Source organism: Mycobacterium sp. pW045 (genome assembly GCF_041287085.1).
In the GTDB taxonomy this organism is placed as follows: domain Bacteria; phylum Actinomycetota; class Actinomycetes; order Mycobacteriales; family Mycobacteriaceae; genus Mycobacterium; species Mycobacterium algericum_A.
Genome location: NZ_JBGGKU010000014.1, coordinates 20,120 through 45,151, shown reverse-complemented (window position 1 = coordinate 45,151; position 25,032 = coordinate 20,120). Strand labels below are relative to the sequence as shown.

Annotated in this window: 23 protein-coding genes, 1 tRNA gene and 1 pseudogene; 15 read left to right on the top strand and 10 right to left on the bottom strand. The window is 69.0% G+C overall.

All coding sequences use genetic code 11. From position 1 onward, the window contains the following. Nucleotides 1-11: 11 nt before the first annotated feature. Entirely contained in the window at nt 12-659 is a 648-nt protein-coding gene (locus ACAG20_RS19645; protein WP_370493781.1) for a LysM peptidoglycan-binding domain-containing protein, read from the top strand. Here ACAG20_RS19645 and ACAG20_RS19640 read toward each other — a convergent pair. The 3 genes from ACAG20_RS19640 to ACAG20_RS19630 are packed head-to-tail and all read right to left on the bottom strand — an operon-like array spanning nt 644 to nt 5,963. Further along, complete coding sequence (locus tag ACAG20_RS19640) at nt 644-1,645, bottom strand: nucleoside triphosphate pyrophosphohydrolase (RefSeq protein ID WP_112684410.1); 1,002 nt, start codon at nt 1,643-1,645, stop codon at nt 644-646. The genes ACAG20_RS19645 and ACAG20_RS19640 overlap by 16 nt on opposite strands. Further along, a complete protein-coding gene (gene mfd / locus ACAG20_RS19635; RefSeq protein ID WP_370493780.1) occupies nt 1,642-5,301 on the bottom strand; it encodes a transcription-repair coupling factor in 3,660 nt (1,219 codons plus the stop codon). Before mfd ends, ACAG20_RS19640 begins: the two co-directional genes overlap by 4 nt. 59 nt (nt 5,302-5,360) lie before the next feature. Continuing rightward, the gene (locus ACAG20_RS19630) at nt 5,361-5,963 is read right to left on the bottom strand and encodes a TetR/AcrR family transcriptional regulator (protein ID WP_112684408.1); all 603 of its coding nucleotides are present in this window, start codon (nt 5,961-5,963) and stop codon (nt 5,361-5,363) included. A gap of 85 nt (nt 5,964-6,048) precedes the next feature. Here ACAG20_RS19630 and ACAG20_RS19625 point away from each other — a divergent pair. The 10 genes and pseudogenes from ACAG20_RS19625 to pth all read left to right on the top strand — a co-directional run bounded on the left by ACAG20_RS19625 (nt 6,049) and on the right by pth (nt 12,793). After that, nucleotides 6,049-6,120 (top strand) — tRNA-Gln (locus tag ACAG20_RS19625). Between the two features lie 65 nt (nt 6,121-6,185). Next, nucleotides 6,186-7,700: a bifunctional UDP-N-acetylglucosamine diphosphorylase/glucosamine-1-phosphate N-acetyltransferase GlmU gene (gene glmU, locus ACAG20_RS19620; protein ID WP_370493779.1), complete on the top strand. Its 1,515-nt coding sequence runs from the start codon at nt 6,186-6,188 to the stop codon at nt 7,698-7,700. Nucleotides 7,701-7,809: 109 nt separating this feature from the next. Next, nucleotides 7,810-8,790 (top strand): ribose-phosphate diphosphokinase, encoded by a 981-nt coding sequence (locus tag ACAG20_RS19615; protein ID WP_112684406.1) that lies wholly within the window; start codon nt 7,810-7,812, stop codon nt 8,788-8,790. 1 nt (nt 8,791) lies between these two features. Next, nucleotides 8,792-9,145, top strand: coding sequence for an arsenate reductase (glutaredoxin) (arsC, locus tag ACAG20_RS19610; RefSeq protein ID WP_370493778.1), 354 nt, complete (start codon nt 8,792-8,794; stop codon nt 9,143-9,145). After that, nucleotides 9,142-9,804, top strand: coding sequence for an LpqN/LpqT family lipoprotein (locus tag ACAG20_RS19605; RefSeq protein WP_370493777.1), 663 nt, complete (start codon nt 9,142-9,144; stop codon nt 9,802-9,804). The genes arsC and ACAG20_RS19605 overlap by 4 nt, the downstream gene beginning before the upstream one ends. An 89-nt stretch (nt 9,805-9,893) precedes the next feature. Further along, nucleotides 9,894-10,262: a heme-binding protein gene (locus tag ACAG20_RS19600; RefSeq protein WP_370493776.1), complete on the top strand. Its 369-nt coding sequence runs from the start codon at nt 9,894-9,896 to the stop codon at nt 10,260-10,262. Beyond that, the gene (locus tag ACAG20_RS19595; RefSeq protein ID WP_112684403.1) at nt 10,262-10,531 is read left to right on the top strand and encodes a hypothetical protein; all 270 of its coding nucleotides are present in this window, start codon (nt 10,262-10,264) and stop codon (nt 10,529-10,531) included. The genes ACAG20_RS19600 and ACAG20_RS19595 overlap by 1 nt, the downstream gene beginning before the upstream one ends. A gap of 20 nt (nt 10,532-10,551) precedes the next feature. Then, nucleotides 10,552-11,432: pseudogene (locus ACAG20_RS19590) on the top strand (oxidoreductase). Nucleotides 11,433-11,563: 131 nt separating this feature from the next. Then, a complete protein-coding gene (locus ACAG20_RS19585) occupies nt 11,564-12,196 on the top strand; it encodes a 50S ribosomal protein L25/general stress protein Ctc (protein WP_370493775.1) in 633 nt (210 codons plus the stop codon). A 12-nt stretch (nt 12,197-12,208) separates the two neighbouring features. Continuing rightward, the gene (pth, locus tag ACAG20_RS19580; RefSeq protein ID WP_370493774.1) at nt 12,209-12,793 is read left to right on the top strand and encodes an aminoacyl-tRNA hydrolase; all 585 of its coding nucleotides are present in this window, start codon (nt 12,209-12,211) and stop codon (nt 12,791-12,793) included. Nucleotides 12,794-12,879: 86 nt separating this feature from the next. Here the strand turns inward: pth and ACAG20_RS19575 are convergent, their stop codons facing one another. The 3 genes from ACAG20_RS19575 to ACAG20_RS19565 all read right to left on the bottom strand — a co-directional run bounded on the left by ACAG20_RS19575 (nt 12,880) and on the right by ACAG20_RS19565 (nt 17,245). After that, nucleotides 12,880-14,514: a fatty acyl-AMP ligase gene (locus ACAG20_RS19575; protein ID WP_112684400.1), complete on the bottom strand. Its 1,635-nt coding sequence runs from the start codon at nt 14,512-14,514 to the stop codon at nt 12,880-12,882. A 251-nt stretch (nt 14,515-14,765) separates the two neighbouring features. Beyond that, nucleotides 14,766-15,734, bottom strand: coding sequence for a 4-(cytidine 5'-diphospho)-2-C-methyl-D-erythritol kinase (locus ACAG20_RS19570; protein ID WP_370493804.1), 969 nt, complete (start codon nt 15,732-15,734; stop codon nt 14,766-14,768). A gap of 29 nt (nt 15,735-15,763) precedes the next feature. Then, nucleotides 15,764-17,245 carry a PE-PPE domain-containing protein gene (locus ACAG20_RS19565; protein WP_370493773.1) on the bottom strand — a complete coding sequence of 494 codons (1,482 nt, stop codon included), beginning with the start codon at nt 17,243-17,245 and terminating at the stop codon, nt 15,764-15,766. A gap of 150 nt (nt 17,246-17,395) precedes the next feature. Between ACAG20_RS19565 and ACAG20_RS19560 the strand changes: the two genes are divergently transcribed. Then, a complete protein-coding gene (locus tag ACAG20_RS19560) occupies nt 17,396-18,232 on the top strand; it encodes a serine/threonine-protein kinase (RefSeq protein WP_370493772.1) in 837 nt (278 codons plus the stop codon). Here ACAG20_RS19560 and rsmA read toward each other — a convergent pair. From rsmA to ACAG20_RS19545, 3 genes are all read right to left on the bottom strand, one after another. Continuing rightward, on the bottom strand, nt 18,160-19,098 hold the full coding sequence (rsmA, locus tag ACAG20_RS19555; protein ID WP_370493803.1) for a 16S rRNA (adenine(1518)-N(6)/adenine(1519)-N(6))-dimethyltransferase RsmA: 939 nt from the start codon (nt 19,096-19,098) through the stop codon (nt 18,160-18,162). The two genes, ACAG20_RS19560 and rsmA, sit on opposite strands and share 73 nt — an antisense overlap. Continuing rightward, on the bottom strand, nt 19,071-20,189 hold the full coding sequence (locus ACAG20_RS19550; protein ID WP_370493771.1) for a transglycosylase family protein: 1,119 nt from the start codon (nt 20,187-20,189) through the stop codon (nt 19,071-19,073). The genes rsmA and ACAG20_RS19550 overlap by 28 nt, the downstream gene beginning before the upstream one ends. Before the next feature lie 126 nt (nt 20,190-20,315). Continuing rightward, a complete protein-coding gene (locus tag ACAG20_RS19545; RefSeq protein ID WP_370493770.1) occupies nt 20,316-21,155 on the bottom strand; it encodes a TatD family hydrolase in 840 nt (279 codons plus the stop codon). Between the two features lie 18 nt (nt 21,156-21,173). Between ACAG20_RS19545 and metG the strand changes: the two genes are divergently transcribed. Continuing rightward, nucleotides 21,174-22,724 carry a methionine--tRNA ligase gene (gene metG / locus ACAG20_RS19540; RefSeq protein ID WP_370493769.1) on the top strand — a complete coding sequence of 517 codons (1,551 nt, stop codon included), beginning with the start codon at nt 21,174-21,176 and terminating at the stop codon, nt 22,722-22,724. A gap of 13 nt (nt 22,725-22,737) precedes the next feature. Here metG and ACAG20_RS19535 read toward each other — a convergent pair whose 3' ends face one another. Then, on the bottom strand, nt 22,738-22,890 hold the full coding sequence (locus ACAG20_RS19535; protein ID WP_370493768.1) for a hypothetical protein: 153 nt from the start codon (nt 22,888-22,890) through the stop codon (nt 22,738-22,740). A 69-nt stretch (nt 22,891-22,959) separates the two neighbouring features. Between ACAG20_RS19535 and ACAG20_RS19530 the strand changes: the two genes are divergently transcribed. Both ACAG20_RS19530 and ACAG20_RS19525 read left to right on the top strand, forming a co-directional pair. After that, nucleotides 22,960-24,123, top strand: coding sequence for an NAD(P)/FAD-dependent oxidoreductase (locus ACAG20_RS19530; protein ID WP_370493767.1), 1,164 nt, complete (start codon nt 22,960-22,962; stop codon nt 24,121-24,123). Continuing rightward, nucleotides 24,120-25,016 (top strand): RNA polymerase sigma-70 factor, encoded by an 897-nt coding sequence (locus ACAG20_RS19525; protein ID WP_370493766.1) that lies wholly within the window; start codon nt 24,120-24,122, stop codon nt 25,014-25,016. Before ACAG20_RS19530 ends, ACAG20_RS19525 begins: the two co-directional genes overlap by 4 nt. The last annotated feature ends 16 nt before the right edge of the window (nt 25,017-25,032 follow it).

The following is a 25,032-nucleotide window of genomic DNA, read 5'->3' as shown; positions in this document are numbered from 1 at the left end:
GAATGACAACCGTGAAGACCTACCAAGTTCAGCCTGGCGACACCCTGTTCGCCCTGGCCCGGCGAGAGTACGGCGACAGCACCCTGTACCCGGTGATCGCGCGGCAGAACCACCTCGCCAACCCGGATCTGATCTTGTCCGGGCAGCAGCTGCTGATCCCGTATGTCACGTATCGACACGTGGTCACCGCGGCCGATTCCACCGCGACGCGTAAGGCGATCACCCAGCACTACTACGGAACCGACGACACCAACGTGCAGTTGATCTGGGAGATCGTCAACGGAGTAGCCCAGCGGGAGATCCAGCAGGGCAGCTGGCTGCACATCCCCGATCTGTCCAACGTGGGACACCACACGGTCGTCGACGGAGAAAGCTTGGCAGAGCTGGCCGCCCGGTGGTACGGCGACGACCACCTCGCGATCGTGATCGGGTTGGCGAACAACCTTCCCGCGAACACCGAACCGGCCCCGGGCCAAGTGCTCGTCGTCCCCGGCCTCAACCGGCGCCGCCACATCGCCGGCGATACCCTGGCGTCACTGTGCCGCACGGAATACGGCGAGGAGGATCTGGACACCCGGATGTCGGTCGTCGCGGCCGCCAACCACATCAGCGAGCCGACCGCGCTGTTCTCCAATCAGGTGATCTATTTCCCCTCGTAAGGTGGATCAGGCGCCGCGGGTGGTCTGACAGCCTCCTCGCCGGTCGCCGGCCAGTGGGCGCGCCACTCCTGTTCGCTGACCGCGCCCAGCGGTGCGCTGTCGGGATTGAGAACGTCCACGCCGCCGTCGCGCGCCGCGGCGATCGCCTGCTCAGCGGAACGGACGGTATCCATGAAGTCCAAAACCGCTGTGCGCAACCCATTTTCCGCGTCACTGTCGGCGTCGACCGTGACGGTTGTGAGGGTGTCGGGAACCAGCTCGGCGGGCAGGCCGGCACGTGCGGCGCGCTGCAGCACCTTGCTCGCCAACGCCAATGCCGGCTGAGCGGTCGACAGATCGTCCATGATTGAGTTTCCGGCGTTCTTCTCGAGCTTTTCCCGGGCTTTGCGCTCATGCCACTGCGCCACCTGGTCGTCGAGCGAGATCTCCTCGCCGGCCAGCACGGCCGCCGGCACCCGATTGGCCAGCTTGCGCAGCAACGCGTCGGCGACGTCATCGATGCCGAAGGGGCGCTCGGGTGCGTCCTCGGCGATGCGGGCGTGGAACAGCACCTGCAGCAGCACGTCGCCAAGCTCTTCGCACAGTTCGTCGGCGTCCCCGCTGCGCACCGCGTCGAACAACTCGTAGGTCTCCTCGAGCAAAAACCGTCGCAGCGAATCGTGGGTCTGCTCGCTCTCCCACGGGCCCGTGCTGCGCAGCCGGTCCATGATCGCGACCGCGTCGAGCAGCCGCTCCCCCGCCGGGGCCTCCGGTGCGGCGATCAGCGGCTCACCGGCTGCCAACCGGGCGACGACGGCGGGATGGTCGCGATCCGAGGACAGCAGCACCGGCGCCTCGGCACCGGACAGCACCGAGCGGGCGGCGGGCAACGACCACGGCACCGCGATCGGCAGTTCCTCGGTGTAGACGACGTCGCCGGTCAGCAGCGCGCACGCTTCCACCGGCAGCAACGAAGGCCGGCGCGGGTCGACCAGGACGACGGTCATCGCCGACCGGCCGGGGCGGGTTCAGAAACCGGTGCCGTCACGTCGACCTGGCCCTGCGGCTTGCCCTCCAGCGCCGCGATCAGATCGGCCACCATCTGCACCAGTTCGACGTCGCGGATGCGCGGCGCACCGACCGAACTCCCAGCCCGAGGTATCGGAACTTGCACGGTGGCGGTGGTGGCGCGGTAACTGGCCGACGGGTGTAGCCGCTTGAGGCGCAACTGGGCGGAGTCCGGCAACGTCATCGGGGCCAGCTTCAGGGTGGTCGCCGAGGCCACGCTGACCTCGGTGATACCGACGCTGCGGCACAACAGCCGCAACCGGGCCACCGCGACCAGTCGGCCCGCCGGCTCCGGCAGCGGCCCGTAGCGGTCGGTCAGCTCCTCGACCACCGCGCTGATCGCGGCATCGTCGGGCGCGGCGGCCAGCCGGCGGTAGGCCTCCAGCCGCAGCCGGTCGGAGTTGATGTACTCCGGCGGCAGGTGGGCGTCGACCGGCAGGTCGATCCGGACGTCTTTGGGCTCCTCGGTGGTGAGTGTCTCGCCTTCAGCGAGATTCGAGGCCGCCCGATAGGCCTCGACGGCCTCACCGACCAGCCGGACATACAGGTCGAACCCCACCCCGGCAACATGCCCGGACTGCTCCACGCCCAACACGTTGCCGGCGCCGCGGATCTCCAGGTCCTTCATCGCCACCGCCATCCCGGCGCCGAGTTCGTTGTTCTGGGCGATGGTGGCCAGCCGGTCGTGGGCGGTCTCGGTCAGCGGCGTCTCGCGCGGGTAGAGGAAGTAGGCGTAGCCGCGTTCCCGGCTGCGGCCGACCCGGCCCCGCAACTGGTGCAGCTGCGAGAGCCCGAAGGTGTCGGCGCGTTCGACGATCAGGGTGTTGGCGTTGGAGATGTCCAGACCGGTCTCGATGATCGTGGTGCACACCAGGATGTCGTATTCGCGGTTCCAGAACCCCTGCACGGTGGTCTCCAGCAGCTCTTCGGGCATCTGGCCGTGCGCCACCACGACCCGCGCCTCGGGCACCAGCGCGCGCACCCGGGCGGCGGCCGCGTCGATGGAGCTGACCCGGTTGTGCACGTAGAAGATCTGGCCGTCGCGCAGCAGTTCGCGGCGCAACGCCGCCGCCACCTGCTTGTCGTCGTGCGGGCCGACATAGGTCAGCACCGGGTAGCGGTCTTCGGGCGGGGTGAGGATCGTCGACATCTCCCGGATGCCGGCCAGGCTCATCTCCAGGGTGCGCGGGATCGGGGTGGCGCTCATGGTGAGCACATCGACGTGAGTCCGCAGCGCTTTGATGTGCTCCTTGTGCTCGACGCCGAACCGTTGCTCCTCATCGACGATCACCAGGCCGAGGTTCTTCCATGCCACCCCGGTCTGCAGCAGCCGGTGGGTGCCGATCACCACGTCGACGGAGCCGTCGGCCAGTCCGTCGATGACCGCCTTGGACTCGGCTGCGTCGGTGAAGCGCGACAGGCCCTTGACGGTCACCGGGAATCCGGCCATCCGGGTGCTGAAGGTCTGCAGGTGCTGATCGGCCAGCAGCGTGGTGGGCACCAGCACCGCGACCTGCCTGCCGTCCTGGACGGCCTTGAACGCCGCCCGCACCGCGATTTCGGTCTTGCCGTAGCCGACGTCGCCGCAGATCACCCGGTCCATCGGGACCGGCTTTTCCATGTCGGCCTTGACCTCGCCAATCGCGGTGAGCTGGTCGACGGTTTCGGTGAACCCGAAGGCGTCCTCCATCTCGGCCTGCCACGGAGTGTCCGGGGCGAACGCGTGGCCGGGCGCAGCCTGGCGCTTGGCGTAGAGCGCGACGAGTTCGTCGGCGATCTCGCGCACCGCCTTGCGCGCCTTGGTCTTGGTCTGGCTCCAGTCGCTGCCGCCGAGCCTGGACAGCGCCGGCGCCTGGCCGCCGACGTAGCGCGACAGCTGGTCCAGCGAGTCCATCGGCACATAGAGCTTGTCGGTGCCGTTGGCGCCCCGTTTGCCCGAGGCGTATTCCAGCACCAGGTACTCGCGTCGCGCCCCACCCACGGTGCGCTCGGTCATCTCCACGAACTTGCCGATGCCGTGCTGGTCGTGGACCACCAGATCACCGGCGGTCAGCGCCAGCGGGTCGACGGCGTTGCGGCGTTTGGCCGCCAGCCGCTTGCCCTCCGGTCCGGCGACCCGGTTTCCGGTCAGGTCGGTCTCGGTGACGATCACCAGGTTGGCGCCGCCGATCACCACGCCGTCATGCAACGGGCCCTGCAATACCCCGACCACGCCGGGTTGCGGGGCCGCACCGGGCTCCATCAGTGTTGCGGCGGTGTCGGATTCGGCCAGCTGCTCGACCAGCCGACGGGCGGTGCCCACGCCGGGGGCCACGATCGCCGCGGCGCCGCCGGTCGCGGTGTGCGCCCGCAGCATGGCGAAGATCGCTTCGATGTCGCGCTGCCGCCCCCGCGCCGATGGCGACGGGCGCACCTCGAGTTCGATCGCCTCCGGGTCGGGCAACTGGCTCAGTGTCCACCACGGATGCCCGGCGTCCAGCGCCACCTTGCGCACCTCGGCGAGGTCGCGGAATCCCGAACCGCCCAGCTGCTCGACATCGATCGGCGCGTCACCACCGAGCGCCGCCACCGACCAGGACGCCTCCAGGAATTCGCGGCCGGTCTTGATCAGGTCGGCGGCGCGGGCGCGGACCTTCTCCGGGTCGCAGATCAGCACCGGGGTGCCGGCCGCCAGCTGATCGGTCAGCAGCGCCTGCGGTCCGGGCCGCAGCACCGGGCCGAGGGCCTCCATGCCGTCGACCGGGATGCCCTCGGCGAGTTTGGCGAGCATGTCGCCGACACCGCCGGTGACGGTGTTGTCGGTAAGCGGGTGATCGCCGGCCAGTTGCGCCGCGCGGGCGCGGACGTCGTCGGTGAGCAGCAGCTCCCGGCATGCCACCGCGACCACGGTGCCGGCGTCGATCTCGGGGATGGAGCGCTGGTCCGCCACCGAGAACGGCCGCATCTCGGTGATCTCGTCGCCCCAGAACTCGACGCGCACCGGGTGCTCGGCGGTCGGCGGGAACACGTCGAGGATGCCGCCGCGCACCGCGAACTCACCGCGTCTGCCGACCAGGTCCACCCGGGTGTAGGCCAGCTCGACCAGCCGGGCGATCACCGCCTCGAAGGATGTCTCCTCGCCGACGGTCAGGGTGACCGGCTCGATCGCATCCAGGTGCGGGGTCATCGGCTGCAGCAGCGACCGGGCCGTGGTGACCACCACGCGCAGCGACGGTCCCAGGTGCGCGTCGTCGGGCCGTGCCAGCCGCCGCAGCAGCAGCATCCGGGCTCCGACGGTGTCCACCCCCGGGGATAGCCGCTCGTGCGGCAGCGTCTCCCAGGACGGGAACAGCGCCACGGCGTCGCCGTAGACGCCGCGCAGCTCGGCGGCCAGGTCGTCGGCCTCGTGGCCGGTGGCGGTGACCACCAGCAGCGGGCTGTTGCGGGCCAATGCGGCCGCGACGAAAGGCCTGGTCGCGGCCGGGCCCACCACATTGAGCTCGGCGGGCCGGCTGTCGGCGCGCTCGATGAGATCGACGAAGGTCGGCGCGCTCAATGCGGCTTCGACGAGCCCCGCGATCGGGGTGGCTGGGCTGGCGTGCCCCGGTGCGGTCATGATGCGGGCAATTCTAGGCGGTGGCTGCCCGGACGCCGATTTGCGTTGCGGTGCATGCCTTATTCGTCGTGCAGTGCCGGGTCCGCCTCGAGGTGCATCAGCCCGTTCCAGCACAGGTTGACCAGGTGGGCGGCCACCACTTCCTTCTTGGGTTCGCGCACGTCCAGCCACCACTGCGCGGTCATCGACACCGAGCCGACCAGCGCCTGGGCGTACAACGGCGCGGTCTCGGGGTCCAGGCCGCGCCGGGAGAAATCGCCGGCCAGGATCGAGGACACCTGGCCGATCGCGTCGTTGAGCAGGGTCGAATAGGTGCCGGAGCTGATCGATGCCGGGGAGTCGCGGATCAGGATCCGGAAACCGTCGGTGTGTTCGTCGACATAGGTCAGCAGCGCCAGGGCGACCCGTTCGACCCGCAGCCGGGACTGGTTGTTGGTCGACTTGGTCAGCGAGGTGGTGATGCCGTCCAGCAGCGCCGACATCTCCCGGTCGACCACCACGGCGTACAGTCCCTCTTTGCCACCGAAATGCTCGTAGACAACCGGTTTGGACACGTTGGCGCGCAGCGCGATCTCCTCGATGGAGGTGCCCTCGTAACCGCGCTCGGCGAACAGTGAGCGCGCGACGTCGATGAGTTGGTGCCGACGTTCACTGCCGGTCATCCGGGCCCGCGGGGGCCTGCCATCCCTGTCCAGAGCAGCCACGATGCCCAGGATATCCAGTTCGGTAGAGTCTCCTTGCAATCCATCCGTCGTGGTGTAATCGGCAGCACCTCTGATTTTGGTTCAGATAGTTCAGGTTCGAGTCCTGGCGACGGAGCTCAACGGGCACGGATTTGCCCCACCCTTTGCCGCGAGCGTGCGCAGAATGACAGGCTAGACGGCGTGTCGACGCACAAACACGCTCCCTCGCGCCAGGATGCCGACCGCCAGGACGCCGATCGCCAGGACGCCGTCATCGTGCTGGCGGCCGGGGCCGGGACCCGGATGGTCTCCGACACCCCCAAGGTGCTGCACACGCTGGGGGGGCGCAGCATGCTGTCGCACTGCCTGCGCGCGGCCGCCGGGCTCGGCCCCCGCCACCTGGTGGTGGTGCTGGGCCACGCCCACGAACGCATCACCGGGCCGGTGGCCGAGTTGGCGCAGGCCCTGGACTGCCGCATCGACATCGCCCTGCAGGACCAGCAGCTGGGGACCGGGCACGCGGTGTTGTGCGGCCTGTCGGCGCTGCCGGACGACTTCGACGGCACCGTCGTGGTCACCTCCGGCGACATTCCGCTGCTGGACACCGCGACGCTGCGGGCGCTGGTCGATGCCCACCGCAACGCCCCGGCGGCGGTCACCGTGCTGACCACGACGATGGCCGACCCCACCGGCTACGGCCGCATCCTGCATACCCAGGACGGCGAAGTCACCGCGATCGTCGAACAGGCCGACGCCACCGAATCGCAGCGCGAGATCCGCGAGGTCAACGCCGGGGTGTACGCCTTCGACATCACCGCGCTGCGGTCCGCGCTGGGCCGGCTGGGCTCCGACAACGCCCAGCACGAGCTGTACCTGACCGACGTGATCGGCATCGTGCGCGGCGACGGCCGGCCGGTGCACGCGCGCCACGTCGACGACGCCGCCCTGGTGGCCGGCGTCAACGACCGGGTGCAACTGGCCGAGTTGGCGGCCGAACTCAACCGCCGGCTGATCGCCGCCCATCAGCGGGCCGGTGTCACGATCGTCGACCCCGCCACCACCTGGATCGACGTGGACGTGACGATCGGACGCGACACCACCGTCGCACCCGGAACCCAGCTGCTCGGCACCACCGTGATCGGTGCGCACTGCGAGATCGGCCCGGACACCACGCTGACCGATGTCACCGTGGACGAAGGCGCCTCGGTGGTCCGCAGCCACGCCGCCTCGTCGTCGATCGGCGCCGGTGCCACGGTCGGGCCGTTCGCCTACCTGCGGCCCGGGACCGCACTGGGCGCCGACGCCAAGCTGGGGGCGTTCGTCGAGACCAAGAACTCCACCATCGGCACCGGGACCAAGGTCCCGCATCTGACCTACGTCGGCGACGCCGACATCGGCGAGCACTCCAACATCGGCGCGTCCAGCGTGTTCGTCAACTACGACGGCCAGAACAAGCGGCGCACCACGATCGGCTCGCATGTGCGCACCGGCTCGGACACCATGTTCGTCGCGCCGGTCACTGTCGGCGACGGTGCCTACACCGGCGCCGGCACGGTGGTGCGCGACGATGTGCCACCGGGCGCGCTGGCCGTGTCGGCCGGCCCGCAGCGCAACATCGAGAACTGGGTGCAGCACAAGCGGCCCGGCAGCGCTGCCGCCGAGGCGGCCGCGAAGGCCCAGGCCTCCGGCGGTTCGCGATCGGACCCGTCATCGTGAGGTTGGTCGCGTTGAGGCAGCCCGGAGCGAAATCGCTCGGCGGACTACGTACCATAAGGCCCGAATTAACTCGACCAATTTCCCAGATCTCCAACGGCGGGGGCAGCGCGTGAGCCACGAGTGGACAGACAACCGCAAGAACCTGATGCTCTTCGCTGGTCGAGCGCACCCGGAGCTGGCCGATCAGGTCGCCAAAGAACTGGACGTCCCGGTGACCGCGCAGACCGCCCGCGACTTTGCCAACGGCGAGATCTTCGTGCGTTTCGAGGAGTCGGTCCGCGGCTGCGACGCCTTCGTTCTGCAGTCGCACCCGGCGCCGCTGAACAAGCACCTGATGGAACAGCTGATCATGATCGACGCACTCAAGCGCGGCAGCGCCAAACGGATCACCGCGATCGTGCCGTTCTATCCCTACGCCCGCCAGGACAAGAAGCACCGCGGCCGTGAACCGATCTCGGCCCGGCTGGTGGCCGATCTGCTGAAGACGGCCGGCGCCGACCGGATCGTCACCGTGGACCTGCACACCGATCAGATCCAGGGCTTCTTCGACGGCCCGGTCGACCACATGCGCGCTCAACCGCTGCTGGTCGGTTACATCAAGGAGAATTACGCCGACTCCGACATGGTGGTGGTCTCCCCCGACTCCGGCCGGGTGCGCATCGCCGAGAAGTGGGCCGACTCCTTGGGCGGCGTTCCGCTGTCGTTCATTCACAAGACCCGCGATCCGCTGGTGCCCAACCAGGTCAAGTCCAATCGGGTGGTCGGTGAGGTGGCCGGCAAGACGTGCGTGTTGATCGACGACATGATCGACACCGGCGGCACCATCGCCGCCGCGGTGCACCTGTTGCGCGAGGACGGCGCCCGCGACGTGATCATCGCGGCCACCCACGGTGTGCTGTCCGAGCCGGCCGCCGAGCGCCTGGCGTCCTGCGGCGCCAGCGAGGTGATCGTCACCAACACCCTGCCGATCCCCGACGACAAGCAGTTCGCCCAGCTGACCGTGCTCTCGATCGCCCCGCTGCTGGCAAGCACCATCCGGGCGGTGTTCGAAAACGGCTCGGTCACCGGACTTTTCAACGGAGAAGCCTAAAATGGCCAGCGACGATACTGCGACCGTCTACCACAACCCGCGCTGCTCCACCTCACGCAAGACGCTGGAACTGCTGCGCGACAACGGTATCGAGCCGGCCATCGTGGAGTATCTGAAAACCCCGCCGTCGCGCGCGGAGCTGGCGGACATGATCCGCGATGCCGGAATCGGGGTGCGCGACGCGGTGCGCACCGGCGAGTCGGTCTATGCGGAGCTCGGCCTGGCCGACGCCTCCGACGACGAACTGCTCGACGCGATGGCCGCGAACCCCATCCTGATCCAGCGACCGTTCGTCGTCACCGGCAAAGGCACCCGGCTGGCCCGCCCGATTGACGCGGTCCGCGAGATACTGTGACCTTGCTGCGCTGGGCGGCCGTCGCAGCGCTGGCGTCCGTGACGCTGGCCGGAGCAGCGACCGGATGCGGCGCCAAAACCCCCGACTATCAATCTATTTGGTCGAACGGCACAACCACCAGCACCACGTCAGAGGCGCCGCAGCCGCCGGTGACGGTGGGGCGCTTCCTGGAAGACAAGGGGGTGGCCGCCGAGGCGGTGGCCCCCAACGCGCTGACCGACCTGACGGTGTCGATCCCGACGCCACCGGGGTGGACGAAGAAGGAGAACGCGATGTTGCCGGCGACCACCCTGGTCATCGGCAAGGGCGAGAAGCTTCCACGGGCGATCCTGAGCGTGGTCAAACTCAACGGCAATTTCGATTCGCGCGAGGCCATCAAGCACGGTGTGGTCGACGCGCAACTGGCGAAGAACTTCCGGCTGCTGGACGCCTCCAACGAGGACTACCAGGGCTTCCCGTCGTCGATGGTGCAGGGCACCCACGACATGGACGGCCAGCGCCTGCACAGCTGGTTCCGGATGGTGATCGCCACCGGGTCGGCACCGGACGACCAGCGCTACCTGGTGCAGTTGGCGATCACCAGCTTCAACGAACAGGCGCCCAAGGAGGCCGCTGACGTCGAGGCGATCATGAACGGGTTCACCGTCGCCGCCAAGTGATTCCGCAGCGGGTCGGCGCAAGTGACCCCAATTCCCTTCCGCGGCTTGCTACAGTGCGACGCACCCCGCCTGCTGAAGGGAGTTCCACGATGCCCCTTGCCCGCCGGTCGCCGCGTCTTTTCGCCGGCCTCGCCGTAACCGCGGCCACCACGGTTCTGCTGACACCGGTTGCCGCACTGGCCGACCCGCCACCGGGTTGCACCGCCGCAGACCTGGCCAACGTGACCGCGGGCGTCGCCGCGTCGACCTCCGGTTACCTGTTCGCACATCCGGACGTCAACGCGTTCTACTCCGGCCTGCGCGACCGGCCCGACTCCGAGGTGCCTGAGGCCATCCGCGGCTACTTCGCAGACAATCCGCAGGCCCACACCGACCTGTTGGGTATCCGGCAGCCGCTGGTCGAGTTCCGTAGCCGCTGCGAACTTCCCGAAGCCGACCACGGCTTGTTGGGCCAGTGATGGCTCGCCGGATCCGCGCCGCGGCGGCACTGGCACTGATCGTGCTGCCGGGCACCGTCATCGTCACACCGGCAGGCACCGCGGTCGCCGACGTGTGTGTCGGCGTGGGCCGCCGATTCCACGTCAGCACGTGCACCGACCTCACCCCGCCGCCGGCCTATTACGCCCCGCTGCCCGAGGACGTGCCCCCGCCACCGCCTCCCCCGCCGCCGGTGCAGACCTGTGTCGGCTACAACGGCCGCTGGATCGACACCAACAACTGCCGCTGAGCACCCTTAAGGTGGGAGCCATGGCCTCGTGGACCGCTGCCGATCTGCCCTCGTTCTCCGGACGCACCGTGATCATCACCGGCGCCAACAGTGGGTTGGGAGCCGTGACCGCGCGTGAGCTGGCCCGGGTGGGTGCCAGCGTCACACTGGCTGTCCGCGACACCGGCAAGGGCCAAGCCGCCGCGGCGGGCATGCCCGGCTCTAAAGACCGGGTCAAGGTCCGCGCCCTGGATCTGGCCGACCTGTCCTCGGTGCGGCGGTTCGCCGAGGAGACCCCGCCGTCGACGTGCTGATCAACAACGCCGGGATCATGGCGGTGCCGTACTCGACGACGGTCGACGGTTTCGAGAGCCAGATCGGCACCAACCACCTCGGCCATTTCGCGCTGACCAACCTGCTGCTGCCCAAGCTCACCGACCGGGTGGTGACGGTGTCGTCGTTCATGCACCGGCTGGGGTATGTCAGCCTGAAAGATCTGAACTGGGAGTCGCGGCGGTATCGCGCGTGGCTGGCTTACGGCCAGTCCAAGCTGGCCAATCTGCTGTTCACCAGCGAGTTGCAGCGCCGGCTGGTGGCGGCCGGCTCGCCGCTGCTCGCGTTGGCGGCCCATCCCGGCTATTCGAGCACCAACCTGCAGGGCCACACCGGCAATCGGGTCGGCGACGCACTGATGCGCACGATCGGCAACGGCCTGTTGGCCACCAGCCCCGACTTCGGGGCGCGCCAGACGCTGTATGCGGCCTCCCAGGATCTGTCGGGCAACACCTTCGTCGGGCCGCGGTTCGCCCTCATCGGCCGCACCGGTTCGGTCGGGCGCAGCCTGCTGGCCAAGCGCGGCTCCACCGCCGCCGGCCTGTGGACGTTGTCCGAGCAGCTCACCGGGGTGCAATTTCCGCTCTGAGGCGCTGATGCGCTAGCCTGACCGGGCGTCACGGCGAGGGCGGCCCCTGCGGCTGCCGTTATCGACGAAGACCTGATGGTTGTCTCGATCTGGCCGTGCCTCATGCACAGGTAGCAACCACAGGAGTTTCGATGGCCAAGTCCACCACCCCGAACAAGCTCACCGCCGCGGTGCGTTCCGAGACCGGCAAGGGCGCCTCACGCCGGGCCCGCCGCGACGGCAAGGTCCCCGCGGTCCTCTACGGCCACGGCAGCGACCCGCGGCACCTCGAGTTGCACGCCCGCGACTACGCGGCCGTGCTGCGGAACTCGGGTACCAACGCGGTGCTGACCCTCGACATCGAGGGCACGGAGCAGCTGGCGCTGACCAAGGCCCTGGACATCCACCCGATCCGTCGCACCATCCAGCACGCCGACCTGCTGGTGGTCAAGCGCGGCGAGAAGGTCATCGTCGAGGTGAACGTCGTCCTTGAGGGCGAGTCGTTCCCGGGCACGCTGGTCACCCAGGACGCCACCTGGGTGGAGATCGAGGCCGAGGCGCTGTCGATTCCCGAGCAGCTGACGATCTCCATCGAAGGCGCCGAAGCCGGCACCCAGGTCACCGCCGGTGAGCTGGAGCTGCCCGAAGGTGTGACGCTGGTGTCCGACCCCGAACTGCTGCTGGTCAACGTGGTCGAGCCGCGTGTCGAGGAGGAGCCCTCGGAGGAAGAGGCCGAGGCGGCCGGCGAAGCCGCCGGCGAGGCCGAGGCCCCCGAGGCCGAGTAGGCCGAGCACGGCGTGGCCGAGTCACCACCGGTGCTGGTGGTCGGCCTGGGCAACCCGGGGCCGACCTACGCCCGCACCCGGCACAACGTGGGCTTCATGGTCGTCGACCTGCTCGCCCAGCGCATCGGGTCGGCGTTCAAGCTGCACAAGAAGTCCGGTGCCGATGTGGTCACCGGGCGGCTGCGCGGGCGCTCGGTGGTGCTGGCCCGGCCGCGTTGCTACATGAACGAGTCCGGCCGCCAGGTGGGGCCGCTGGCCAAGTTCTACTCGGTGCCGCCGGCTGATGTAGTGGTCATCCACGATGACCTCGACTTGGATTACGGCCGGATCCGGCTCAAGCAGGGCGGCGGCGAGGGCGGCCACAATGGCCTGCGCTCTATCGCAACCGTGTTGGGCAGCAAGGACTTTCAGCGGGTTCGCCTGGGGATCGGCCGGCCGCCAGGACGGCAGGATCCGGCGGCGTTCGTGCTGCAGCCGTTTGGTGCGCGGGAACGCGACGAGTTGCCGACGATCTGCGAGCAGGCCGCCGACGCCACCGAGTTACTGATCGAGCTGGGCTTGGAGCCCGCGCAGAATGTGGTCCACGCCTGGGGCTGACCCAGCTTCCGCCCGCGAGCGTGCGCGTGTGTACGCAAAAGCCCGGCGTGTCGGGTACAAACACGCTCCCTCGCGGAAAAGGGCGCCTAGGTGACCAGGGCGACGGAGTTGGCCCGGCGCAGCTTGCCCGACGGCGTCTTGGGGATACTGCCCGGCCCCAGCACCACCACGTTGCGGGGCCGCATGTCGACCTCGGTGACGACTTCGTGTGCCACCTGATGCTCGATCCGGCGCACCTCGGCGGGATCCTGCCAGGCGTTGGACTCCACCGCGACGGCGAACGTCTCGCGAGAATGCCCGGCATCCAGGCGCACCGCCACCGCACAGCCCGGCCGCACACCTTCGACGCGGCCCGCGGCCCGCTCGATGTCGGTCGGGTAGATGTTGCGGCCCGCCATGATGATGACGTCCTTGACCCGGCCGCACACCACGACGTGGCCGTTCTCCATCTGGTAGCCCAGGTCGCCGGTGTCATACCAACCGTGCTCGTCCTGCGCCGGCAGGAAGCCCGCCATGGTCAGGTAGCCCGGGGTGACCGGCTCCCCGCGCAGCTGGATCACGCCGACCCCGCGCGGCGGCAGCGAATTGCCGTGTTCGTCGACGATCCGGATCTCGATCCCCTCCAGCAGCGGCCCCAGCGAGGCCAGCCGCCGGGTGTTGCCTCGGGTCGACGGCACCGCGCGGCGCAGCGCCGCCAGCAGATCGGCGTCGACCTCGTCGACCACCAGGCCCGCGCCGCACTTGGAGAACGACACCGCCAGCACCGTCTCCGCCATGCCGTAGGCCGGCAGAATCGCCTCCGGCTTCAGGCCGAACGGCCTGCCGGCGTCGATCAGATCCTCGACGTCGGCGGGCTCGACCGGCTCGGCGCCCGACAGCGCGAACCGCAGCGTGGACAGATCAAACTGGCCCGGCGTGGCCTGCTTGCGCAGCCGCTTGGCGAACAGCGCGTAGGCGAAGTTGGGGGCCGCGGTCATGGTGCCCTTGTACTTGTCGATCAGCTTGGCCCACAGCAGCGTGTCCCGCAGGAAGTCCATCGGGGTGATCTTGACCAGCTCGGCGCCGAAGTACATCGGCACCGTCAGGAAGCCGATCATGCCCATGTCGTGGAAGCACGGCAGCCAGCTGACCATGACGTCCTTGTCGACGTCGTACTCGGCGCTGATGAACATCGCCTCGGCGTTGGAGTAGATGTTGCGGTGGGTGATCTGCACGGCCTTGGGCGAACCCGTCGACCCGGACGTCAACTGCATCAGCGCCAGGTCGTCCTCGCCGGCCTCCACCGGGTCGATCGGGTCGGCGGCCAGCAGATCCTCGACGGTCAGGACCTTCAGGCCCTTCTCCTGCAGCACCGGCATCGCGGCCAGGAACGGGTCGGAGATGATCACGGCCTTGGCGTCGATCATGTCGACGACGGTCATGGTGTCTTCGGCCCACACCGCCAGGTCGGTGCGCGGCGTGGGCTGATGCAGCATGGTCAGGCTCGCAGCGCGTATCCAGACGCCCTGCGCGGTGGGGGCGATCTCGACCGGGGCGCCGGCCAGCACCCCGACCGCGTCTCCGGGGCCGACACCGGCGGCGGCCAGCCCGCCGGCGATGCGGCGGGCGCGTTCGTGCACCTCACCCCAGGTGTGCCGGACCGGTTCGTGCGGCTCCCCGGTGACCATGCCCTTGGTGGACTCGCGTGCACTGCGGAACATGTTGTCGGTAAACCTGCTCACGACGGCCTCCTAGCCGGCACCGGTGCTTTCCCCACGGGCTGAGATTTCATGTTCCACCTGCCGGAGACCACTTCGTAAGAGGCGCGCGCGCACAAATAGGTGGCGGTTGCGTCTCGATACCGTAATGCGCGGCCCACCAGATCGATGTGCGTCTGGTCGACGGGGAGTTCTTGGCCACAACTGGTCACCGCGCAGTATCTTAAACTCCTCTTAATCGAGGGGCAAATCTTGGCGCAAGATTGGGGCCGCCGTCACATCCCGCTTACCGATGACGGCACCACCCTGGCACCGTAGACCGGGCCGCTGGCCACCCGCACCGCGCGGCCGGCACCGACCGCCGCCAATTCGACGGCGACATCGGCCGCCGAAGGCGCCGAAGCGCACAGGAACGCACACGTCGGTCCGGACCCGGTCACGATGCCCGAGAGCGCCCCAGCTTCCACGCCGGCCCGCAATGTTCTTCGCAACGCGGGATTGAGGTTGACCGCGGCCGTCTGCAGGTCATTGCCGAGCAGGCCCGCCAACCGCTGCGGATCGCCGGCGGCCAGCGCGGCCAGCACCGGTTCGGATTCGCCCACCTCCGGAAGGGCGCGCCCACTGTCGCGCAGCCGGTCCAGTTCGGCGAACACCGCCGGCGTCGACAACCCGCGGTCGGCGAAGACCAGCACCCAGTGGAACGTCTCACGGGTGAGCACCGTCGCCAGTTCTTCGCCGCGTCCGGTGCCCAACGCGGTACCGCCGTGCAGCGCGAACGGCACATCACTGCCGAGTCGGGCGGCTATGGCGTGCAGGTCGCGTCGCGGCACGCCCAGCTCCCAGAGCACATTCATCCCGACCAGCACCGCCGCCGCATCGGCGCTGCCGCCCGCCATCCCGCCGGCCACCGGAATGGACTTGTCGATGGTGATCGCCACGTCAGGAGCCCGGCCGACGTGCTCGGCCATCAGTTCCGCGGCTCGCCACGCGAGATTGCGTTCGTCGGTGGGTAACACCTCGGCGCCCTCGCCGGCGATCCGTAACGACAGCAGATCGGCGTCGCGCACGGTCACCTCGTCGATCAGCGAAACCGCGTGAAAAACCGTCGTGAGCTCGTGGTAGCCGTCGTCGCGGCGGTCACCGACCGCCAGGTAGAGGTTGAGCTTGCCCGGCGCGCGCACCGTGACAGAACCGGTCGGGGACCACTCGGTGGCGGCACTACCGTCGGATGCGGTCACGCCGATGACACTAGCGGGTCCATCCGCTGCGCGGTCTAGCTGAACAGGTCGGCGAAGTCGGCCTGTATGGAGCTGAAGGCCCCCAGCAGGACCTCCAACTCGAACCCGGCAGCCATGGTGACCAACCCGGTGGTGGCCGCCAGCGGCAGGCCGATCGCGTTCAGCAGGTCACCGGATGCCAGTTCCTGGGCGAAGATCGTCGCGGTGTAGGCCGGCAAGGTGGTCACCAGGGCGTTGAGGATGTCCGCGGTGGGCAGCAACGTGGCATACAGCGTCGCTGCAGCGCTGGTCAGCGTGTTGACGATGTCGGTCAGGCTCGGCATGACGAAGTCGGCGCTGCCGAGCAGGTCGCCGCCGAACAGGTCCGCCGCGCTGCTCGACGACATGTTCTGCAGGGCGTCGACGAAGTCGGTCCACCCCTGCTGAGCGCCGTTCACCAGGGCGGTGAACACGTCCTGCATATTGACGTCGGGGAACAGGCCGAACGGGGTGGACACGTCCGCCGGGCCCTGCGACCAGCCGTGTTCGATGTCGCCGTAGCCGAGGTTCACCAACACCCGCAGGCTCGGCTGCAGCAGGTCGGCGATCGCATTGCCGAATCCACTGCCCCGCAACGGCGCCAGCAGCGGCAGGTTCTCGGTGGGAATCATGAAGTACTGGGTATTGCCGGTGTAGCCGTCGCTGACCGGCAGCTCGATCGCCGACGCCAACTGCTCGTCGGTCAGCGTCGGATAGGTGCCGTGCACGAACATGATGCCCATGAACGCATTGATGTCCGCCAACAAGTTCAAGGGGTACTTGGGGAAGTCGGCGAAGCCGTCGTACTCCTGGGTGTAGAACGCGGTCTCCCACGGCGTGTCGGCCGGGGTGCCGCCGCTGAACGTGACACCCAGGCTGGGCAGCGACAGCTCGGGCAGATTCGGATTCAGGCTCGTCAGGTCGAAACGGGACAGCAGGCCGCCGTCGGGGGTACTGGGGCTGCCCAGCATCACGAAGGACAGCTGGTCGGCGTCGGGCCGCTCATCCTCGGGCATGCTCAGCAGCTGCTTGATCTCCAGCGCGTTGATGACACCGCTCTGCGAATAGCCAAGTACGACAAGGTCATTGCCGGCAGCAGTCTCCTGCATGATCTTCTGGTGCAGGATTTCGACACCCTGGTCCAGCGAGGTGTCCAGCGGCAGCGACTTCACGCCGGTCAGCGGGTACAGGCCCTCCGGGGTGAACAGCGCGTTGGTGACGTCCACCGGGAACAGCGGTTGGCCGGCGAATTTGGGTGTCGCCGGGTCCAGGAAACGGTCGGTGAGCGCCGCCAGATACTGCGGCGGCGGGACCGGCAGCCCGCTGCCGCCCATGATCCAGGACTGGGTGTCCAGCAACGTCGCCTCGGCCACCACGGTTTTGGCCGTCGAGGCCAGGCCCGGCGCCACCGTCGGCGAGACACCCAGTGCGACGATGGTGGCGACGGCCAGCGGAACCGCACCCAACGAACGCAGCTTGCGACTGTCCACCGTTGCCATGACGACCTCCCGCACGAAGTTGGGATGATTATCACCCTCCGCCAGCAAAATGTCATTGATTTTTGGCTTTGCGATCATGTTTTTCTTAGCTTTCCGGGAGGTGCCCGGCTTCAGCCGTCGGAGGCGGCCCGGGCCCCATAACCTGGGCCCATGGGCGACGCCGGCATCGACTTCGGCGGCTACGTGATCGACCACGAAGTCGGGCGCGGGGGACACGCCACCGTCTACCGAGCCCACGACCCTCGCCTCCGCGCCGACCAGGCCCCGCCGGTGGCGCTGAAAGTTCTCGACGAAATGCATCGCACACCCGGAGAGCAGGCGCGGTTGAACCGCGAGTTCGAGTTCGCGCGGGTCCTCGACCATCCCCATATCGTCACCGTCTATCGGCACGGGCCGTACTGGCTGGCGATGCAGTTCGTCGACGGCGGCAATTCGACCGGGCTGCATGCGTTGCCGGATCAACTGAGCGCGCTGGCCCAGATCGCCGACGCGCTCGACCACGCCCATCACAGCGGCATCGTGCACTGCGACGTCAAACCCGCCAACATCCTGATCCCCGCCGACTTCCCCCGCGCCGGGGCGGTGCTGACCGACTTCGGCTCGGCCCACGCCGTCGTCGAGGACGTGTGGAACCGGCCCCGGAAACCCGGCAACCCCGAGGTCTCGCTGCCCTACACCGCACCCGAGATCCTCTGTGGCAAAGCCCCGTCGGCCGCCACCGACGAATACGCGCTGGCATGCACCGCGGTCGAGTTGCTCACCGGGGCGCCGCCGTTCCCCGCGTCGAGCGCCGCCGAACTGGTGGACGCGCACCTGCGGCGACTGCCGCCGCCCATCTCGGCGGCGTTCGGACCGACCGCCCGCGGCCTCGACGTCATCGTCGAACGCGCCATGGCGAAGTTGCCGGCGCGGCGCTACGACTCCTGCACCGAGTTCGTCGAACAGTTGTCCCGGGTACTGGCCACGCCGCCGGGCCCGGAGACCTGAAGAAGGCGCACGAAATCGGCGATCGACAGCGTCTCACCGCGGCGCGCCGGGTCGATCCCGGCCGCCTCCAGATGCTGCGCGGCCTGCGCTCCCGATCCCGCCCACTCGGCCAACGCGTTACGAATGGTCTTGCGGCGCTGGGCGAACGCTATGTCGATGAGTGTGAAGACCTGCCGGCGAAACGCGTCGTCGACCGGCCAGGGCGCGGTGTCATACCGGTCGATGCGCACCAGTCCGGAGTTCACCCGCGGCACCGGCCAGAACACGCTCGGCGGCACCGTGCCGCAACGGCGCACCTCACCGAAGAACCGGGCCTTGGCGCTGGGCACCCCGTAGTCCTTGCCGCCCGGCTCGGCGGCCAGTCGCTCGGCCACCTCCAACTGCACCATCACCATCACGGTGCGAATCGAGGCGAATTCGGCCAGCAGGTGCAGCAACGCCGGGACCGCGACGTTGTAGGGCAGATTCGCCACCACCGCCGTCGGCGCGACGGCCACCTCCGCGCGCTGCAGCGTCAACACGTCCCGGCTCAGCACCGTCAAGCGGTCGGCGTCGGCCGGTGCGTATTCGGCGACGGTCACCGGTAGCCGGTCGGCCAGTACCGGATCCTTCTCGACGGCGACCACCGTCGGCCCGTGCTCGAGCAGGGCCAGAGTCAGCGAGCCGAGTCCGGGCCCGACTTCCAGGACATGGTCGGCGGCGGTGATCCCGGCGCCCGCGACGATCCGGCGCACCGTGTTGGCGTCATGAACGAAGTTCTGGCCCAGCGCTTTCCGGGGCCGCAGGTCGAGTTCGGCCGCCAGGGCCCTGATGTCGCCGGCCCCGAGTAGCCCGATGGTCAGCGTCTCCCGCTGCACACCGGCCAGGCGCCCCAGCCCTGCCGCGCCTGGGTCACCTCGGCGATCGCGATCTGCTCCTCGCGGGTGGCCAGGTCGGCGCGCGGGGCATACTTCAGCCCGCCGTTGGCGATCCAGGTGCCGTAGTCGAACTGCACCCCGCCGTAGAAACCGTTGCCGGTGTTGATCGCCCAGTTGCCGTGCGACTCACAGTTGGCGATGCGGTCCCACGCCGCGCCGTACACCGACGGCGGCACCTCGGTGCCCGGCTTGGCGCCGACGCGCAGCACCGAGTCGCGGGCCGGAGCCACCACCGCGTTGGACACCGGCAGCCGGCCGGTCTCGGCGCCGTTGACGGTGGCCACCGAGTAGGTCACATCCTGGGTGCCGGGGGTGCCGGGATCCTCCACGACCTGCCGGCTGATGTTCATCGACGGGTCCTCGACACGCCGCGCGGTCGGGGGCAGCGGCACCCGCTCGGTGACGTGGGTGACCCGGATGCGAGTCACCTGGATCTCCATGCCCTCGGTGACCGGGGTCGAGGCCGGGGGGCTGACCTTATCGGCCTGTTCCAACGGGGCGCCGTCGGCGGCCAGCAGTTCGGCGACGTTGCGCGCGGCCAGGCGCACCGTGCGCACCACACCGCCGTCGTCGATCCGGACGTTCTTGGCGCTCAGCACCGGCAGGGCCATACCGGCCAGCGGCACCCGGCTGCCGCGAGAGGCCGCGGCCGGGGCGGTGTCGGTCATCGACAGCTGCGCCAGCGCCTCGTCGACGGACAACGCCGTCGTCCAGACCTGTTGGGGATCGCGGCCGTCCAGGGACAGCTGCAACGGCCGGCTACGCCGCACCACGATGGTGTCGGCGTTCTGCACCCGGGCGTCGCGCGCCGGGGTCACGTCGTCACGGTCGCCCAGGTCGAACCCGTTCTCGGCGACGACGTCGATCACCCGCGACCGCATCGTGGTCACGGTGACCGCGGTGCCGTCGACGTCCAGCGTCACGGTCTTGGCACTGGCGACTGCGAAGCCACCGGCGAAGGTCAGCACCAGCAAGAGCGCGCCGACCAGCATCCGCAGCATCGGCGAGGGGGCCTGATGCAGCCTGGTCAAAGTGTTCAAGGAACAAAAACCTCACGACGCGAAAACATGGCAAAGGGGCCCTTGCGGTGCCCCGATTTATAACGAGACGGTAACGAACCCACCAGCGTCGGGCAACCGAATGTGACCTGCACTACGTTTCAGGCTTCAGCGCAAGTCGTACACCCGACGGGCGTTGCGGCTCGTATCCTGCGCCAGTTCAGCCGCCGACACTCCCAGCAGCTCAGCCAGCGCCCTGACAGTGTAGGGCAGGCAATAGGGCTCGTTGGGCGCGCCACGGTACGGGTGCGGGGTCAAAAACGGCGCATCGGTCTCCACCAGCAGCTGCTCGCGCGGGATCAACGGTACGGCCTCTCGCAGGTCACGGGCATTTTTGAAGCTGACCGTGCCGGACAGGCTCAGCGTCCAGCCGGCGTCGACGCAGGTGCGGGCCATCTCCGGGCCGGACGAGAAACAGTGGAAGATCACCCGCTCGGGGGCGCCCTCGGCGCGCAGCACGTCCAGCACGGCCGCATCGGCGTCACGATTGTGGATCATCAGCGGTTTGCCGGTGCGTTTGGCCAGGTCGATGTGCCAGGCGAAGGCGTCTTTTTGCGTCGCTGGTTCGGCGCAGCCCGCCAGCCGGCCCGGCCAGTACAGGTCCAAGCCGGTCTCGCCGATCGCCACGACCCGCGGGTGGGCGGCCAGCGCCTCGATCTCGGCGCGCGCGCCGTCGGTGAGGCTGTCGGTGCGGGTGGGGTGCAGGGCGACGGCGGCGTACACCCGATCGTCGGCGTCAGCGGCCCGGGTCACCCAGCGTGCCGAGTCCAGGTCGTCGGCGACGGTCACCACCGCGTGCACGCCGACCGCGCTGGCCCGGTCCAGGATCGCTGGCACGTCGTCGACGCCGCACGCATCGAGATGGGTGTGCGCGTCGACCAGCGGAGTCAGCGGCTCCGGCGCAGGCGGCGCCGGGCGTTCGGCTGATCGTCTAGAGCTCACCCGCACACCTTAGGGTGAAGCTTGATGAGACAGCTTGAGCCCTTCTACGTCACCACCGCGATCACCTATCCCAATGGTGACCCGCACATCGGTCACGCCTACGAATACATCGCCACCGACGCGATCGCCCGGTTCCACCGGCTCGACGGGTTCGACGTGCGCTACCTGACCGGCACCGACGAGCACGGGCTGAAAATGGCCGAGACCGCCGCCGCCGAAGGGATCCCGACGGCGGAGCTGGCGCGACGCAACTCCGATGTGTTCCAGCGCCTGCAGGAACGGCTCAACATCTCCTTCGACCGGTTCATCCGGACCACCGACGCCGACCACCTGACGGCGTCCAAGGCGATCTGGCAGCGCATGGTCGACGCCGGTGATATCTATCTGGACGCCTACTCCGGCTGGTACTCGGTACGCGACGAGCGGTTCTTCACCGAGGCCGAGACCCGCCTCGCCGACGACGGCTCGCGGGTGGCCGGCGAGACCGGGGCGCCGGTGACCTGGACCGAGGAGCAGACCTACTTCTTCCGGCTGTCGGCCTACACCGACAAGCTGCTGGCGCACTACGAGGCCAACCCCGGTTTCATCGCCCCGGAGGTGCGCCGCAACGAAGTGGTCAGCTTCGTCTCCGGCGGGCTGCGGGACTTGTCGATCTCGCGCACCTCCTTCGACTGGGGCGTGCCGGTGCCCGGCCACCCCGACCACGTGATGTACGTCTGGGTGGACGCGCTGACCAACTACCTGACCGGGGTCGGCTATCCCGACACCGACTCCGAGTCCTTCCGCCGGTACTGGCCGGCCGATCTGCACATGATCGGCAAGGACATCATCCGATTCCACACCGTGTACTGGCCCGCGTTTCTGATGTCGGCCGGAATCGAGCTGCCGCGCAAGGTTTTCGCTCACGGCTTCCTGCTCAACAGCGGCGAGAAGATGAGCAAGTCGGTGGGCAACGTCATCGACCCGGTCGAGTTCGTCGACAAGTTCGGAGTCGATCAGGTGCGGTATTTCCTGCTGCGAGAGATCCCCTTCGGTCAGGACGGCAGCATCTCCGAGGAGGCGTTGATCAGCCGCATCAACGCCGACCTGGCCAATGAGCTGGGCAACCTGGCGCAGCGGTCACTGTCGATGGTCGCCAAGAACCTGGCCGGGGTGGTCCCGGAACCGCTGGCGCCCACCGGTGACGACGAAGAGCTGCTGGCGCAGGCCGACGGATTGTTGGCGAAGGTGCGCGCGGCGTTCGGCACCCAGGCCATGCACCTGGGTCTGGAGGCGATCTGGCTCATGCTGGGTGCGGCCAACCGATATTTCTCCGCCCACGAGCCGTGGAAACTCGCCAAGAGCGAGTCCGCCGCCGATCAGGCCCGGTTCGGCACCGTCCTGTACACCACGCTGGAGGTGGTGCGGATCGCGGCGCTGCTGGCGCAGCCGGTGATGCCCGAATCGGCGGGCAAGCTGCTCGACCTGCTGGGCCAGACCGCCGAGCAGCGGATGTTCACCGCCGTGCCGCACCGGCTGACACCCGGCCTGACGCTGCCCGCGCCATCCGGGGTATTCCCGCGCTACCAGCCCTGAGCCGACCAGACACCTACCGCGGGTCCAGTCGGACGACCACTTTCACCCGGCCCCCCTCGTCCCGCTCCGCGCCCGCGTGCCCGGGGCGGTCCGCGCCGTCGAGCCGGATCGTCAACGGCCCGCCGTCGCCGGAGAAGTTGCGGTGAGTCGAGGTGAGACAGCTCACAGTGCGTCACATACCGGCCGGCCGGGGTGTCTTGAGGGCATCACTCATCTGCAGAGACAGGAGCAACTCATGACTCGCACCCACGTTGTCGTCGTCGGTGGTGGCTACGCCGGCACCATGGCCGCCAACCGCCTGCTGAAGTGTCCCGACGTCGATGTCACCCTGGTCAACCCGCGTCCGGTGTTCGTCGAGCGGATCCGGCTGCACCAGCATGTGGCCGGTAACTACCAGGCCGTCCGCGACTACGGCGACCTGCTGGGCGATGGTGTCCAGCTGGTGGTCGACGCCGCCGACCGGATCGACGCCGCCGACCGCCGGCTCCGGCTGGCGTCGGGCACCGTACTGCGTTACGACTTCCTCATCTACGCCGTGGGCAGCACCGGTGCGATCACGCCCACCGTTCCGGGTGCCGCCGAATTCGCCTATTCCCTCAGCGAATTGGAGCATGCACAGCGGCTGCTGGCCCGGCTCGGCGAGGTGACCGCCGACGCCCCGGTGATTGTCGTCGGCGGCGGGCTGACCGGCATCGAGGCCGCCTCCGAACTGGCCGGGCAGGGTCGGCCGGTCACCCTGGTCTGTGGCGGAATCCTGGGCCCGTCCGTGGGCGCCCCGGGGCGCCGCTCACTGGCCAAGGCGCTGCGCAAGTTGGGTGTCGAGGTGCGTCAAGCCGCCACCGTCACCGCGGTGCGCTCCGACGAGGTGCAGTTGCAGGACGGCTCCGTGCTGCCGAGCGCGGTAACCGTCTGGGCGGCCGGCTTCGGCGTCCCGGACCTGGCCACTGCCAGTGGGCTGGCCACCGACGCGCTGGGCCGGCTGGTCACCGACGAGACCCTGACCAGCATCGACAATCCGTGGATCGTCGCGGCCGGGGACGCGGCGGCGCCGTCGGGCCGACCGTTGCGGATGAGCTGCCAGGCTGCGATACCGCTGGGCGCCCAGGCCGCCGACACCGTGCTGGCGCGGATCGCCGGCAGCCCGGCGGGCGCACTGGATCAGGCCTTCACCGGGCAGTGCATCAGCGTCGGCCGTCAGGCCGCCACCGTGCAGCTGGCCCGCCGCGACGACACCCCGGTCAAGGCGTTCATCGGCGGCCGGCTGGCCGCGGCGATCAAGGAGACGATCTGCAAAGCCACCGTGTGGGGGATTCGGCGCGAGGGCGCCAAGCCCGGCTCGTACCGTTGGCTGAAGGCCGGCGCGCGGCCGGTCGCGGCTGAACAGGAGACGGCGGTGTGAGCAACCAACACGCCGAACGGTTCACCGAGCTGCGGCCGCTGCTGTTCACCATCGCCTACGAAATCCTGGGCTCGGCGACCGAATCCGACGACGTCCTGCAGGACAGCTACCTGCGGTGGGCGGAGGTGGATCTGGCGGAGGTACGCGACGCCAAGCCCTACCTGGCTCAGCTGGTCACCCGCCAGGCGCTCAACGCGCTGCGGGCGGGTGCCCGGCGCCGGGAGCAGTACGTCGGGCCGTGGCTGCCCGAACCGCTGCTGCTCGACGACCAGGACCCCTCGGCCGACGTGGTGCTCGCCGAGTCGGTCTCGATGGCGATGCTGGTGGTGCTGGAGACGCTCGGCCCCGACGAGCGCGCGGTGTTCGTGCTGCGCGAGGTGTTCGGGTTCGGCTACGACGAGATCGGCGCCGCGGTGGGCAGATCCCCCGCCGCGGCGCGCCAGATCGCGCATCGGGCCCGCGGCCACGTGCACGCCCGGCGGCCGCGCTTCACCCCGGTGGACCCGGCCGAGAACGCCCGGATCACCGAGGAATTCATGACTGCGGCAGCCGGCGGAGATATCACGGCCGTGCTGTCGATGCTGGCTCCCGACGTGGTGTGGACCGCCGACAGCGGTGGCAAGGCCACCGCGGCACGCCAGCCGGTTGTCGGAGCCGACAAGGTGTCTCGGGCGGTCATCGGGTTGCTACGCCGGGGCGCGGCGCTGCCCGACGTGCACGTCGAGGTGGCGAACTGCAACTGGGCCCCGGCAGTGCTGCTCTACAGCGCGGGCCGGCTCGAAGGCGTGTTCACCGTCGAGATCATCGACGGCCTGATCACCAACTTCTACGCGATGCGCAACCCGGACAAGCTGGCGGCGCTGGCGGCCGCCCGGGAGATCACCCGCAGCTAAGACGTCTGACAAGCTG

Excerpts from the sequence above, each read along its gene's own strand:
- ACAG20_RS19640 (WP_112684410.1), bottom strand. The coding sequence starts at position 1,645 with ATGACCGTCGTCCTGGTCGACCCGCGCCGGCCTTCGTTGCTGCCGGTG.
- mfd (WP_370493780.1), bottom strand. The coding sequence starts at position 5,301 with ATGACCGCACCGGGGCACGCCAGCCCAGCCACCCCGATCGCGGGGCTC.
- ACAG20_RS19630 (WP_112684408.1), bottom strand. The coding sequence starts at position 5,963 with ATGACCGGCAGTGAACGTCGGCACCAACTCATCGACGTCGCGCGCTCA.
- arsC (WP_370493778.1), top strand. The coding sequence starts at position 8,792 with ATGGCCAGCGACGATACTGCGACCGTCTACCACAACCCGCGCTGCTCC.
- ACAG20_RS19600 (WP_370493776.1), top strand. The coding sequence starts at position 9,894 with ATGCCCCTTGCCCGCCGGTCGCCGCGTCTTTTCGCCGGCCTCGCCGTA.
- ACAG20_RS19595 (WP_112684403.1), top strand. The coding sequence starts at position 10,262 with ATGGCTCGCCGGATCCGCGCCGCGGCGGCACTGGCACTGATCGTGCTG.
- ACAG20_RS19585 (WP_370493775.1), top strand. The coding sequence starts at position 11,564 with ATGGCCAAGTCCACCACCCCGAACAAGCTCACCGCCGCGGTGCGTTCC.
- ACAG20_RS19565 (WP_370493773.1), bottom strand. The coding sequence starts at position 17,245 with ATGGCAACGGTGGACAGTCGCAAGCTGCGTTCGTTGGGTGCGGTTCCG.
- ACAG20_RS19560 (WP_370493772.1), top strand. The coding sequence starts at position 17,396 with ATGGGCGACGCCGGCATCGACTTCGGCGGCTACGTGATCGACCACGAA.
- metG (WP_370493769.1), top strand. The coding sequence starts at position 21,174 with ATGAGACAGCTTGAGCCCTTCTACGTCACCACCGCGATCACCTATCCC.
- ACAG20_RS19530 (WP_370493767.1), top strand. The coding sequence starts at position 22,960 with ATGACTCGCACCCACGTTGTCGTCGTCGGTGGTGGCTACGCCGGCACC.